Raw genomic sequence first — 14,762 nt, 5'->3', positions numbered from 1 at the left:
ACAAGGATGTTTTATAGTGGCTAGGAGCCCAAGATGGCAGCAGACAATTCCCTTATGGCCCTAGGTCAGTATGGTCAACTATTGGATGGTTACCGAGAGGCGTTAAACCAAAGTATCTTAACGGCTGCGCCAGAGTCGTGGCAGCCACTGCTGGCGAGCATTCTGCCCGCGTATTGGCAAGAGTGGCTGCTTCCGCTGGCTGGCGGTCCATTTTTCTTGTTATTTTTGGCAGAATGGCTATATCAGTCCAAGCGTGGCAATAGTAAAAGCTTTAGTTGGCGCCGTGCAATGACCAATTTTAGCTTAGGCGGCTCTTATTTAGGGTTTGAATTGATTGTCCAAGCGCTTATCGTCATACCTATCTGCTTATGGTTATATCAATATCGCTTATTTACTATTGAGGTGACATGGCTTACCGCCATCCCTATATTCGTTGCGGTTGAGTTTAGCTATTACTGGTTCCATCGTGCGTCACACCGTATGAATTGGTTTTGGTCAGCGCATGTCGTGCATCATTCAGATGATCATATGAATCTGTCCACCGCCATGCGTCAAAGCCTGCTTTACTCAGTGACGGGTTGGTGGTTATTCTTTGTCCCGCTGATGATGCTAGGGGTTCATCCAGTCTGGGTATTCTTCTTTTATGCGTTAGATTTGATTTATCAATTCTTTATCCATACCGAAACCGTGGGAAAATTCCCCAAATGGGTGGAGTATGTTTTTGATACCCCATCCAATCACCGTGCCCATCATGGTACCAACGACGAATATATTGACCAAAATTACGGCGGCGTTCTCATTATTTTTGATCGTTGGTTTGGGACTTACGTAGAAGAAGATACCATCAATAACCCCGTCCAGTACGGTGCGGTTGGTGAAGCCAGCCATGACAATATCATCAGCCTGATATTTGGGGTCTTTTACCGTATGTGGCAGCGGTTTTTTCGAGCCAAAGGGTTAAAGAAAAAGCTAAAAGTACTGCTGCGTCCACCAAGTGCTGTCTAATATAGTCAATTCTCTATAAATTGGATACGGTGTTAGTCTCGCTTAGCCTACTATTTGTAGTGCTTTCACTCGCCTTCCTTGTATCCAAATTATATTGAACCGACTAGAGCCTGATTATAAATGCGTGGACTACGATTTATGATATGACAATACGCATTCATAACCGATACCCAATCAGATTTGTTTTACAATAAATGGCTACTATGTGTTTTTGCCATCAATAAATATAAGACGTTACTATGAATAATGACAATAAAAATAATCATGAGAATAATAAGCCTGCAGGTCTCTTTGCGGACAAGACTTATGAGCCAACCCCTGATGTCTCAAGTATTCCTTCAGATAACACCTCAAAATCCACAGTAGCTCAGTCAATAGCTACTCAGGATAATCAACCTGTATCAACCGAAGCATCAGCAATGACAGCATCAATGGCAAGGGTAACAAAGAAAACCATTGCCACTGGTGAACCGCTTAAATTGGCGGTCGTCGGTCATACTAATACAGGCAAAACCTCTATACTGCGCACATTACTGCGTGACGTATATTTTGGTGAAGTCAAAAACGAGGCTGCAACCACACGTCACGTCGAGCAAGCACAGCTGACAGACAGCCGAACTGGTGAGGTGCTGGTAGCGCTATACGATACACCTGGTCTGGAAGATGCTTCAGGGCTTATGGATTGGCTAGAGGACAATACCGCCAGTCGCCGTGATGGTATTGAACGATTGCAACAGTTTTTGGCGGCGGATGTCGCTCAAGGTGCAGACAGTTATGACTTGCCCTATGATTATAGTCAAGAAGCCAAAGTAATTCGTCAGCTGCTGACAAGTGATATGGCCATCTACGTAGTAGATGCTCGTGAGCCTGTATTGGGTAAATACAAAGATGAGCTAGCGATTTTGTCTTGGGCTGCTATCCCCGTGATGCCTGTTTTTAATTTTACCGACAGCCAGAATGCCAATATCGACGACTGGCAGACGATGCTGGCAAGACGCAATCTGCATATTTCAACGCGTTTCGATTCGGTCGCGTTTGAGTTTGAAGATGAGATGCGTCTATGGAAAAACCTAGCCACTATGCTCACCCACTCTGAGATGCTTGAGCAGCTGATGCAACGTCGAACTGAGGATTGGGCGCAGCTGTATGACGAGGCCAATATTATCATCGCTGATTTTTTATTGAATGTTGCTGCCTTTGTACGCGAGATCAATGAAGATGACGACCCACTTCCTGTACTACAGCAAATGCAAGAAGCCGTTAGGCAAAGTGAACGTGCGATGCAGCACAATCTCCTGAACCTTTATAAGTTTTATGATAATGCCGTCGCAGCAACACCGCTTGAACTACAAGCCTATCAACAAGACCCATTCGACCCTGAACTACTCAAAAGCTACGGCATTCGTACCACTTCTGGTGCAGCAGCAGGTGCGCTTCTAGGACTAGGTATCGATGCAGCAGCCCTAGGTACGACACTGGGATTGGGTGCCGCAATAGGTGGTATCGCAGGCGGGTTGCTATCAAACACCAGCAGTATTGCCGATAGGATTACTGGGGTAAAACGCTTATATATCGATCCTGCGACGTTGACGCTATTAGCCACGCGAGCATTAGACTTACTTACGGCATTACGTCATCGTGGTCATGCTGCTACAGACGCCACTCAGTTATTATATAAGGGCGAAAACAGCAGTCTTGGAACGTCGCTAACTGACGACGGTGACCATGCAGATGAAGACAATAATCCAATTACTGTATGGCCAACTCATAAATTACCAAGTGAGCTCAAAAAAGCGCGTGGTAAACCACAATGGTCGTCGCTTAGCAGCGGCAAGTCCGAACAAGCTCAGTTATTACGCACAGACATGGCATGGTCGCTGTCAGGTAAGCTGCAGTCGTATAAGCGTGAGTCATAAATGACCAGCGAACTATCTATGCACTTTATACACTTAACAAAGCACTCAATGCATCTGTGCCGCGTACATCTGTCTGTTGCAGGTAAATCGGATACAGCGGGTACTTGGTAAAGCTTTGTTCGATATCTTGCATAATTTGCTGTTGTCTATCCGCACGCTGCTGCCAAAAGCTATCAGACTGAGTAGGCGTTATCAGCTGATTGATGACGATTGCTGCTGGCATGAGCTTACTATCTTCCAATTGCTCGATAGCGCGCTTGGTCTCAGCCAATGGTAAGACGTCAGCGGTCATCACCAACACAATCGCTGTTTGTGTACGGTCATGTAGTAGCAACCCTGCTTGGCGGAACAATTGCTTGCGCTTTTCTAATACGGAGACAGCTTGCTCCCAACGGTCGGATTTTTTGGCTGCAAAGGGATTGGCTACATCGTTCTTTTGAGCGCTGTTTTTCTGATTGTGACTATCCAAGTGTGTCGCCACCGAACGTAGTTTGGCCTGTCGTCGCTGCTGTGCAAGCAGCCCATCCGTCCACGCCCCCATCATTTCTGGTAATACCAATAATCGCAAAGTATGACCTGTCGGTGCGGTATCAAAGATGATGTGTTCATACCCAGCATCTGCCGCTTCGACTAAATGGTGACACATGGATTCGAGCATCGCGGCTTCTTGAGCGCCAGGTGCCGACTTCGATAACCTCAGATGCTCACGAATTTTGGGCATCATATCTGGGTTGGCATAAGCTTTAATCGTACGTTCGACTTGAGCAAAATGTTCATCGACAATCACGTCAGGATTTAACTCAATCGCATCTAGATAAGGTGATATTACCGTTTTCTCATTATTGAGTCGTACATTCAATACATCGCCCAAACTATGTGCTGGATCGGTTGAGACAATTAAGGTTTTTTGCTGCTGGCTTGCATAGTAGCTGGCTAGAGCTGCTGCCGTGGTGGTCTTCCCTACACCACCTTTGCCGCCGATAAATATAATCGGTTGTATCTCTAACTGCTCTACCAATCCATGTAAAGGGTGTAATGCCATATCGTTATCTCGTATTTTATCTCATTATCTAATAAATGCTTAGCTACTTTTTTATATAGTCAATCCACTACTGTTAGCAGCACCCAACGTGGTCAAATGGACATCTATCCATCCCCATACGTGTATGCCACTCATGAAAGTTCTCTAAAAATAATGGTTGTAGCTCTAATGTATAAAAGCTGGCGGGATTATCAATCCCCAAACTCTCAGCAAACATGAGCAACATAAAAAAATCTTCTTCATCACGTGCCGCTCGTGCCATCGTCTGACGATAAGGCGCATGATAAAACTCATTTAATCCACTCTTAAACCGTTGCCACCATGGTTGAGTGTTCTCTAGTGGTTGAACGTTTTCTATATTATCTGATGTGTTTTTATTTTCCATAATGTACTCGTATTTTACTTAATTCTTATGATCTATCATGCCTATATGATACAAAAAACGCCAGCAATTGCTGCTAGCGTTTTTTATTAAACAGACACTCAATATGGTTTAACGTTTAAACCTCACCGCTTTTACCTTTATGTAGTGACCACTCTTTGCGTAGTACAGACAAACTCTCAAACGTCACCAAAATGGTCGCGATTAAGATAATAATATCCATAATAATAAGTAGCCAATTACCATCAGTAAAGAAGGTTTTGAGCTGAATCAATAGTGCAAAGACGGTCATAACCAACAAGAACGACAATGGTGCTAAGGTGTACCAAACTGGCTTGCCCTTACGTAACAAGATAATGGTAACGATCATCAAGGTTAAAGCAGCCATTAACTGGTTGGTTGTACCAAATAGCGGCCAAATAATCATACCACCCGCGCCATCGATACCACCAGCACCGAACGCTAATAACAAACAGCTTCCGACAGCAAGTAACGTTGCAACGACACTCTTATTCAGTATTGGTAAATTATAAAATTCACCAAATTCTTGGAAGATATAACGTTGTAAACGTACGCCAGTATCCATCGTAGTACCAGCAAACAATGCAGCCATTACCGTAAGCATGGTCTGTGATAGCACCATATCGATACCAACGCCTGCATTCAAGATGGTCGCACCGCCGTCGATGAACGCACCGATAGAGCCATCACCGAACTTTTGGTAGACCGCTTGCCAATCACCAAGAGTCGCAAAACCTGCGGTTGCTGCAAGGATTGCTCCAAGCGCTAGCATACCCTCACCCAATGCACCGAAGTAACCAACGAAACGAACGTCTTCTTCTTTATCAATCTGCTTAGAAGTAGTCCCTGTGGCGACTAAACCATGGAAACCTGATATAGCACCACAAGCAATTGTCACAAACAACAATGGTAGAAGTGACGGTGTATCCGCTGGTAATGCAGTGTTAACTGCTGGCGCGACAATATTAGGCGTGCCAATGAAAATAGCAGCATATAGTAGAATCAAACCGACAAATAACTGTAAGCCATTAATATAATCACGCGGTTGAAGCAGCATCCATACGGGCAACAACGACGCAATCGCCGCATAGGCGAACAAAATCAAGATCCATACCGCGTTATCAGGCAAACCCATAACGGTCTCAGGTAACACAATCGGGAACATAGGGCCAAGATAAATAAGCCCGTACAAGGCCGTTACCCCGATAATGGACACCCAGACCAAATTCATATTGTAGCGATAGATACACTGCCCGATGATAAAGGCAACCACTAAGGCACCCCAAACTGGCAATACCGCAGATGGCGTCTTGATCATCATATTGGCAATAGCTACGCCAAATACAGCATTGACCATCAGTAGTAATAAGAAGATGACAACCATCATCAAGCTGCGAACACGTGTGCCCATGACAGTACCAGCAATAGAGCCAATCGACTGACCTCTATTACGCATACTTGCCCAAATAGCAGACATATCATGTACGCCAGCCATAAAGATAGTACCTACCACTACCCAAATAATGGCAGGCACCCAGCCCCAAATAACCGCAATGGCAGGACCGATAATTGGTGCAGCCCCTGCTACTGACGTAAAGTGATGCCCCCACAACACATACTTATTGGTGGGAACATAATCGATCCCATCTTTCATCGTATGTGCGGGTGTAGGACGGCTGTTGTCCAATGCTAAAATTTTGGTGGCGATAAATTTTGAATAAAACACGTAGCCGCAGAGCATAGCGGCAACGGCGAATAGTAGTACAATAGCACTATTCATCTCATCTCTCCCTAGACAAGTAGTCAATAGCCTTATAAGTTCAAGCTTTTTGAATTAAAATATGAAAAATATGCTAAATTAGTGTGCGATGAGTGACTCAGCTCATCTATCGTTTAGGTAAATTCTAGCAATTTGCAAAATTATTACCAATCAACAAAGTCATTTATCTTATAACTAGGGCATGTCACTAATCAGCATTTGGTATGATGAGCCTGAGACTAAAACTTTGTTTAAATAATAACCGATTTGGTGATAAATGTAACGCAAGTAAGACATAAAAAACAACAAATAAAGGAAGTGCAATGGCACATTATTTTGGATTCGTACCCTCAGATAAATTAAAAGCTTTAATCAGTGAGGCCGAACAAGTCGTTGCTTCAAATGAGAATGTAGAGTACTACCCTTATCGCGATGCTCTTACGCATCAGACAGCGCGTGATCTTACTGATAATTTATTGGTTGGTTTGGTAGATATTATTCCTAACCCTGAGCGCCAAGCCTCTATGCGCAAAATTGTTGGAACAATTGAACGCGCAACAGATACTTTGCTTAATGTCTTACTGGGTAAAGAAAACAACAAAGACGTGTTACCAAGTTTTCATTTTCTAAGAGATCATGCAACCTTTATTGATAATGAAGGTGTTAAACGTGTCGGCTTTAAACTGTCAGAAAAAGATGCCAATACCATCACTGAAGGTTTTGCTGCTATCACGCCTGAGCATGTAGATAGAGTCAAATTTAAAACAGCACTCGAAACCATGAACGAAGAAACATTGACCCACTTCATCAGTCGTTATGCCGAGACATTGAAGCTAGGCATGATCAAGCGTAAGTCAGTTCCAGTTGCGAAATCGGCAATTGATAAAGGCATGAGTATGGCACTTAATAAGCTATTACCTGACCTACCAAATGACTCATTGAATAGATTGGCCAACTATTACCGTCCATTTATTATAGAAAAGCCAGAATAACCCTAAAAGTTGGATTAATTTTGTCCCAAAAGTCATATGACGTTGGGCAAATTCACTAAAATTTGCTAAAATAAGCGGCACTTTTTACCAAAGGCGCACCCGATGACCCAAATCAGTAACCAAGAAATTGAAAAAACCTTACGCAACTCAGAGTGCCTTATCAGCAGTATCGAAGTAGCTGCTGCTTATGAGCGTTTGGCCGCTCAGCTCAATCTACATTATGCTGGTCTAAACCCAATTGTCATGGTCGTGATGAACGGCGGCTTGATCCCAGCTGGTCAACTACTGACACATCTTACGTTCTACCATCGCATGCACTATATCCATGCGACTCGTTATCGTGATAACGAAGGTACTAACGAGCTTGATTGGAAATTCAAGCCTGATGTTAGTATCGAAGGTGAGCACGTATTGTTGATTGACGACATCTTTGACGAAGGTATTACCCTAAAAGCAGTTGTTGAAGAATTAAGCAAAGAAAAGCCTCTATCACTTGAGTCTTGTGTCTTGCTTAACAAGCAACATGATCGCAAAGTTGCAGATTTTGATGTAGATTTTGTGGGTATTGATGTTGCAGATCGCTATGTTTACGGTTGTGGTATGGATTTCCATGGTTACTTGCGTCACCTGCCAGGTATCTATGCAATCAAAGAAGACAAAGTTTAATTCTAGACTTAATTGATTAAAATAGTTAAGTCCTAAAAAAGCATCCAATTTGGATGCTTTTTTATTGCGCTGACTTATTGCGCCGACAACAACTTGAATGAATCGTTAAAACTGTAATGCCAAACCAGTATGGCGTTCAGTTGGTGTTTGAACCGCTTTTTCTAAAGCGTGTTTGGTACTATATATCGTTACCTGCTTCTTAGCACGAGTCACTGCTGTATAGATAAGCTCTTTGCTTAGCAATCTTGCATGGCTGTTATCAAAAGTAATAGCAACATGATCAAATTCAGATCCTTGCGACTTATGAATGGTCATTGCATATGCCGTGGCTATCACCTCTTCATTTAGCAAATTAATAGCTATTCCTTGTGTCTTATTTTCAAAGAACACTTCTAATTGGCTCCTTTCATCTGATGTTTGTAAGCAGAAACCAATATCCCCATTAAATAGCCCAAGCTCATAGTTATTTTGTAGCATCATAACAGGACGTCCATGGAACCATGTGTTTTGACCCAATGGTAACTTTAGCTCAGCAAGATGCCACTGAGTAAGGTAGTTATTGATATAGTGGTCGCCCCATTCACCATTGTGGCCAGCGGTTAAGATTCTAAATTGATTAAATACCTCCATCAACGAAGTGGTAGTATTTTTAACTGATTCTGGTACGGATTTTTCTATTGGATTTTTTAGTAAATTTTTAACTTTATTCACGTATGATTGGTAATTTTTAGATATCTTTGAAACAATTTTTTCTTTGCTTAGGCTATTTTCTATTTTGTTATTTAATATAGACTCTGCTTGTAACGTATTAACATATCGAAAACTCAAAGCAGCGTCTTGCCTTAATAATTGCCAAATAGCTTGAAGATTTGTCTCTGCTTTATTGATTTGAGTGGCCAGTTTACCGATACCTGACTCGGCGCTAAATCGGCGGCTCTCGGTTAGCTCTGCGTGAATAGGTTGCAGTAGCGGAATGCGACAGAGATCAGCCAATACTGCTCCTGCATCGACTGCTGCCAACTGGTTCGCATCTCCTAATAATATTAGCCTAGCACCTGGCTTTACCGCGCTCACAAGATAATTGGCCAACTCAACTCCGAGCATAGATGCCTCATCAACGATAATAATATCTTCACCGAGTGGGTTGTTGGCATCGTAGCGCGGTCTACCCGTTCGACCGATACCTAGTAGACGATGGATGGTTTTTGCCTCTTGCAACTGCAGCTCTACATTTGCGTCATCTAAAGCCGCCTGTAGAGACTCTTGCATACGCTGGGCAGCCTTACCCGTCGGCGCTGCTAATGCTAGACTAGCACTGTCTGTGCTAAACCTAATATGTTCAGACTCATCTCCCCTACTCTCTGTCGCCTGTTGTAACGCGATAACTAATTGAGCCACGGTATATGTTTTACCTGTGCCTGGACCACCAGTAATAATACTAAACGCATTATTATTAGCGACATTGATTGCCTTCACTTGGTGCTCATGAAGGTTTTCAGGTATTGCTATCTGTAAAGGACTTACTTGCTGATTTAAGATATTGTTGATATTTTTTGCTAAATTAAACTCTGCTTGCCAAGCACGGTGTAACCAAAATGTGATTTTCGAACTTCGAGTTTGTTCACTTTTAGCTATGTTGTAAATAATCGGTTGATTATTTTTGCTTAGGCTATTTTGATAGTTGTTATAATTAGTATTTGCCTCAACGTTAGCAAATAAAGCATGCTCATGGATTGAATGAACGAAAGTATTTAAGTCGCTATTTTTCAAGCGATGATATAACGTAGTTATCGCATTAAAACGTTTGATCAACGTCTCTTTTTCATGATTACTAAGTGCTAGCTGCGCCCACAGGTAATCTCGCTGACCAAACAAAGTATCTAGTAATACAAATAGCGATATCTCCGTTGTAGTATCATCGTTTGATTGCGTGTCTATTTGCGTTTTTATCTGAGTATCAATCAGCGCAAAAATTGGTGTTGCCAGTATCCCCAATAATTGCTGCTGCCATGCATATAACGTGACTACTTCCCCATTAATCTGACCTTGCATGGGAGCTCCATGATCGGCTGTATCGACAGTTAATACAGTATGCCCCTCTTCCAAATGAGCCGCTAAAATAACGAATAGAGCAGTAAATAAATCGCTATCTTTTGACTTATCGATTCTTCTATTTTCATCGTTTGTTTTTGCATCTGCCGCGTCATATGCTACATGTGTTTGCTGACGGCGCAGCAAAATATAATCACTGAGATTACTTGCCCAGCTCTCTTGTAAACTAATGGCTGACTTGCTCTTATTGTTATTATTACTCATCGTATATTTATCTCTTTTTAATCTGATTAACTGCCATAAAAATTTTTATCTATCTAATTGCTATATAAGGTTTATTAATCCGGCAGGCCAAATAGTGCGTCTAAACCTTTAATAAAGTCGATAGGAATATCCCAAGTGACCAATCCATAGCAGTTATGATTCTCTAAGTTGTTACTGCTAGGCTTATTATTATCTTTAGATGTAGTGTCAGCGATTTTAGCATTCGGGTCATACACACCGCGTAAAAATACGTACTCTACAGCGCCTAAGTACTTATCTTCGTTACCCGTATAATCACTGATTCTCATAGCAAGGAACCGATGCAATGCTACTTGATAGATTGCTGCTTGTAGCCAGTACCCCGCCTTGGACATTGCTTTTTTGAGGGTATCTTCATTGTAATCGCTTAGGCTATTTCCTAGAAAGTTACTCTTATAATCGACCACATAATACTTGCCAGCATGCTCATACACCAAGTCAATCTCACCACGCAGATAACGATACAGATGTGCTTTATTTTGTGGCACTAGAGTAACGTGTTTATCTGCCTCGTCAGGTAAATACCGTTGAAAAAGCTTACTAATATCCTGTGCTTTAAAATTCTCTGACAACCCCATATTGAACTCTAACTCGGCAAATCGCTTACCTTTATCAAGAGCAATCAAGGGTTGATTGGAAGCCAATAGTGGCGCATGCAGCACTTCTTCAATCCAATTAACTAATGCCTCATGCTTCGTTGTATCTATTGACTCAAGATCAAACCCATCACTATCTCTTTGTTTTTTGTCTTGTGATCTGCGGCTCTGCTGTTCCGCACTGCTATATATCAGCGGCAACTGATAGCTACTAATCGCTCTATCAATAACCTGAGGCCACTGGGCTTTATTGGTGAAATCTATTTGTTCAAATATCTCATGCAAAAACGTACCGGCATTGGCACCTTTGACAAAGGTAAAGCGGATATCATCTTCTAACTTGGGACTGAGTTCACCGTCTTGTTCGAGAGACTCGTCGTTATTAAGTAAAGGGAGGTCTGAAACAGAAGACTCTGTCATATCAATATCTATCGCATCATCAATACGCTCATCCACTATCACCATTGCTTGTGTAGATTCATCTAGCTGACGCGCTAAGGCGGTAAAACTGGTCTTGGCCCAGCCATAAAAATAATTGGTTTTCATCACCTCTGCAAAGGGCGCGTACTCAATAGCCTCTGTCGTAGGCTTATGAACATTTAACTTGGTAGCAGTCATCTGAACATTGTCATTTACGCCTGCTGATTGAGCATCAATGCTTGCGTAATTACTGTCATAAAACTCATTAACTTTATGCCCTCTGAGCATGCCTATAGTACCTTTGAGCCTATCAGGCAATTCAAACTTGGCCTCTTCAGACTCGAACCAATAAAAAACTGGCTTTAGCTCAAATCCTGTCTTGTTACTCGGATCTCGCAGCACCACATACAGCTGCTCACTGGCCCGAGTAAATGCCACATAACCAAGCCGTCTTATCTCATCAAAACCTTCTTGTGTTTCGATATCAGTATAGTAATCCTCAACTGTGGCAGAGCCTTGCAGTGGTGAGAAGCGGCGCTGATTTCCCGTCGATTGACTATCTAGCGATTGCTGTACTTCTATCGACTGCCGCACTAGCGCTGAAGGCGCTTGTTGCGCGTTATATAGATACAGCCCATAGTCTTCCTTATTGCCAGACTTCCTACTGGCGTCACCCATTCCCAATACATAGACAATAGGGAACTCAAGCCCTTTTGACTTATGAATAGTCATCAATTGCACACCAGACTCTGTCGGTAGCGGATATTGCTTAGCCCAATCACTGTTGGGTGCTGTATCTATCTGCTGTCTGAACCACGCTAGTAGCTCATACTCACCCATGCCTAAGCCATACTGCGCCAAGATGTCCATTACATGACGCAAGTCCATGATATGACGATCACCTTCTGGATGAGCAGCTAGGGCCTGCCATACGCCTTGCGGCTGCACAGGGCTTTTATCTAATAAATAATGTAGCGCCGATAATATGCCAAAGTGCTGCCAACGCTGTGCCCCTTCTTTTAGATAGGTAATAAAGTCTTGATAGCTTTTTTTAGTATTAGTAGCTTCATTGGCTGGGAGGTCTTTCGAATTAGAGTTTTGTGAATGGGCGCTTGGCGTACTGCTGCCCTCAGTAACGCCTGACTCATGGTCCGTCATCATGGCTTTGATGTTTTTGATACTCAGTCCATATAGGTGACTGGTCAACACCCGATTAATCATGTCATGACGATACGGGTATAACATGGCACTTAGCAATGCCGCCACATCTTCTGCCATAATAGTCTCAAAGATACTGACATCACTGGTAGTCAAGGTCGGCACATTCAGTTTTACCAGCTCATCTTCGACCCTTTTCAGATCTTTTTTGGCACGTGCCAGCACCCCAATATCACTCGGCTGAATCGGCTTGCCTTTAAGTGTCTGACCACTATTAAGCAAAGTGGCTATATGGCGAGCTGTTATTTCATGTTCATCATAATCAAACTCTTTGTCCTTGTCATAAGGCAGGTGCAATAAGCTCACTGGCTGAGCAGAAAGCACCTCTGTCACCAGCACATCATCCAGACTATCTGACGCATTAAACCAAGACAGCTCATATTCCGGTTTTGCTGCTTTGATATATTGGTAATGAATCCCAGTACCCAACTGCGACAGCTTATTCTCAGCAGTTGCTGCATCCGCCATGCCAAACCAGCAGTTCAATGCGTTAATCACACCGGCATTTGAACGGCGATTGATATCAAGTGTCCAAAAGGTACTTTTGTCAAACTGGGCTTTCATATAGTTATAGTTGGCCACATCACCGCCACGAAACCCATAAATAGCCTGTTTGGGATCACCAACCAATAGCAGAAACTCATTATTGGCTTTTTTAGTGGTTGACTGCTTGTCATTGTCCGACTGTTTACGCTTATTCTTTGGCAAATAAATGCTTTCAATCATAATGGCTTGCTCGCCATTGATATCTTGCGACTCATCAATCAATGCCACAGGATAATGATGACGAATATAACGCGCCAGCTTATCTCCTTGGCGGCCAGTCAATGCTTGGTTTAAGCGTACCATCTGCAAACTAAAGGTCGTCTCGCCGCGCTCTTCTAAAATTACTGGTAGTCTATTACGCACAGCCAGCACAATATGACGGTTAAGATTGGCTAATACCAACAAAATATGCTGATTTAAACTATCAAGCATCTCTAAGATAGCCATTAACTTACTAATAGTCTCTAACTCAAAAAGCGTCTGATGCTCTTTTTCTTTATTCTTATTAAAGTTCTTAATTTTGCCATCTTCATCGGGATATCTAGAATCCTGCAATGATGTCAGAATCTTGTTTTCGCTCTCATTTAAATAGCTATTAAATGTCATCTGATACTGCGATATCTTTTGATGCACCTCGATAATGGCATTAAACTGTTTGGTTAAATTAGAACCACCACGAAACCCTTGAGACTTTCTATAATCAGGATTTAAATAAGGCTGGATATCAGCTAAATCTAACTGAGAAAACTCATTGATTAGCTCTTCGTATGCATCAAAGTCAAAGCTTTTCTCAATCCTTATCTCATCAATCGGCGCAGAGATAAAGTTGAGTGAGCGCGTCACATATTTCTTATGATCGCCCACTGCAGACAGTTTACCTTGCTGATCCATTAGCGCGTAAAGTTTAGGCTGCTCATAGTATAATCGGCTCTGAAACTGACGCAGCTCATCATGAACAATGCTATCGGTAACTTGTTCAATACTGCTGTCTTCAATAATCCCCATGCCCTGCTGGTGACCAGTCTCGCTACTGTACTCCGTCAACCATTTTTGCGCCAAACTATCGAGCGTACCTACAAACAGCTTATCCAATGTAGTGAGTACCAGTGCGGTACGTCTGATAGCTTCAGCCATTGGGTAACTGTACACATGATCTAGCAAATAACCGACGAGATGCAGGTTGATAGGATCTTGCATCATACCGTCTAAGCGCACATATTTGGCCTGATTAACCAGCCAATCTTCACGGTCTTTTTTTGCTTGTTTACGTTTCTCAGCCGCCACTTGCTTATCAGCAGCAAGGTCTTGATTTAAATCATCAATGCCTGTCTCAGCGTTTGCATCTACATCTGAACTACTGCCTACTTGTGCGTCTTTATTACTCTCAGGCATAACTTGCAGTATGTTGGGATAGAGACTCTCTTTATTGCTAATATCAGCACTTAGGCTATTAATCCATTGTAATAACTGATAGAAATCTACCAAACGATCGTGGATACGCTGACGCATTTCGGCAGCGGCAGATCGAGTAAAAGTCGTGGCGATGATTTGCTCTGGCGCACGTCTCGCTTCAATCAGTAGACGCAGTACAATACCGGTCAACGTCCAAGTTTTGCCCGTTCCCGCTGAGGCTTCAATTAGGTGTTTACCCGTTAGATCAACCTCAACTGCTGGTATGACATCAGCTTTACGTTCAGGTACAGCAGACGAAGGCAGCTCATCTGAATACTCATCGAATAAATTCGGTTGTGTAGACAAGTCAATGGTATTGGTTGGGTCGGTAAAGTCTGTCATATGGGCGCATACTTTTAATTATTATTTATTAGAGCAAGAGAACAAAAAGA

Annotated in this window: 9 protein-coding genes; 4 read left to right on the top strand and 5 right to left on the bottom strand. The window is 42.6% G+C overall.

Going from position 1 to position 14,762, the window contains the following annotated elements; translation table 11 throughout:
• Window positions 1-33: 33 nt before the first annotated feature.
• Both JMX63_RS03165 and JMX63_RS03160 read left to right on the top strand, forming a co-directional pair.
• Window positions 34-1,005 (top strand): sterol desaturase family protein, encoded by a 972-nt coding sequence (locus JMX63_RS03165; RefSeq protein WP_201570877.1) that lies wholly within the window; start codon window positions 34-36, stop codon window positions 1,003-1,005.
• Between the two features lie 239 nt (window positions 1,006-1,244).
• Window positions 1,245-2,921, top strand: coding sequence for a DUF3482 domain-containing protein (locus JMX63_RS03160; RefSeq protein ID WP_201570875.1), 1,677 nt, complete (start codon window positions 1,245-1,247; stop codon window positions 2,919-2,921).
• Between the two features lie 25 nt (window positions 2,922-2,946).
• On the opposite strand, the gene JMX63_RS03155 is transcribed toward JMX63_RS03160, so the two are convergent.
• From JMX63_RS03155 to JMX63_RS03145, 3 genes are all read right to left on the bottom strand, one after another.
• On the bottom strand, window positions 2,947-3,963 hold the full coding sequence (locus JMX63_RS03155) for an ArsA family ATPase (protein ID WP_201570874.1): 1,017 nt from the start codon (window positions 3,961-3,963) through the stop codon (window positions 2,947-2,949).
• 73 nt (window positions 3,964-4,036) lie between these two features.
• The gene (locus JMX63_RS03150; protein WP_160021768.1) at window positions 4,037-4,348 is read right to left on the bottom strand and encodes a cory-CC-star protein; all 312 of its coding nucleotides are present in this window, start codon (window positions 4,346-4,348) and stop codon (window positions 4,037-4,039) included.
• A gap of 115 nt (window positions 4,349-4,463) precedes the next feature.
• The gene (locus JMX63_RS03145; protein WP_102090695.1) at window positions 4,464-6,146 is read right to left on the bottom strand and encodes a carbon starvation CstA family protein; all 1,683 of its coding nucleotides are present in this window, start codon (window positions 6,144-6,146) and stop codon (window positions 4,464-4,466) included.
• Between the two features lie 302 nt (window positions 6,147-6,448).
• Here JMX63_RS03145 and JMX63_RS03140 point away from each other — a divergent pair, with 302 nt between their 5' ends.
• Both JMX63_RS03140 and JMX63_RS03135 read left to right on the top strand, forming a co-directional pair.
• Complete coding sequence (locus JMX63_RS03140; RefSeq protein WP_201570873.1) at window positions 6,449-7,117, top strand: hypothetical protein; 669 nt, start codon at window positions 6,449-6,451, stop codon at window positions 7,115-7,117.
• Window positions 7,118-7,219: 102 nt separating this feature from the next.
• The gene (locus tag JMX63_RS03135) at window positions 7,220-7,783 is read left to right on the top strand and encodes a hypoxanthine-guanine phosphoribosyltransferase (protein ID WP_057760160.1); all 564 of its coding nucleotides are present in this window, start codon (window positions 7,220-7,222) and stop codon (window positions 7,781-7,783) included.
• 105 nt (window positions 7,784-7,888) lie between these two features.
• Here the strand turns inward: JMX63_RS03135 and recD are convergent, their stop codons facing one another.
• The gene (gene recD, locus JMX63_RS03130) at window positions 7,889-10,099 is read right to left on the bottom strand and encodes an exodeoxyribonuclease V subunit alpha (RefSeq protein ID WP_201570872.1); all 2,211 of its coding nucleotides are present in this window, start codon (window positions 10,097-10,099) and stop codon (window positions 7,889-7,891) included.
• A gap of 74 nt (window positions 10,100-10,173) precedes the next feature.
• Window positions 10,174-14,712 (bottom strand): UvrD-helicase domain-containing protein, encoded by a 4,539-nt coding sequence (locus JMX63_RS03125; RefSeq protein WP_201570871.1) that lies wholly within the window; start codon window positions 14,710-14,712, stop codon window positions 10,174-10,176.
• Window positions 14,713-14,762: the final 50 nt, after the last annotated feature.

The sequence above is a fragment of the Psychrobacter nivimaris genome, from assembly GCF_904846365.1.
Classification (GTDB): Bacteria; Pseudomonadota; Gammaproteobacteria; order Pseudomonadales; family Moraxellaceae; genus Psychrobacter; species Psychrobacter nivimaris_B.
The sequence above is the reverse complement of the archived record's forward strand: the minus strand, read 5'-3'. Positions and strand labels throughout refer to the sequence as shown.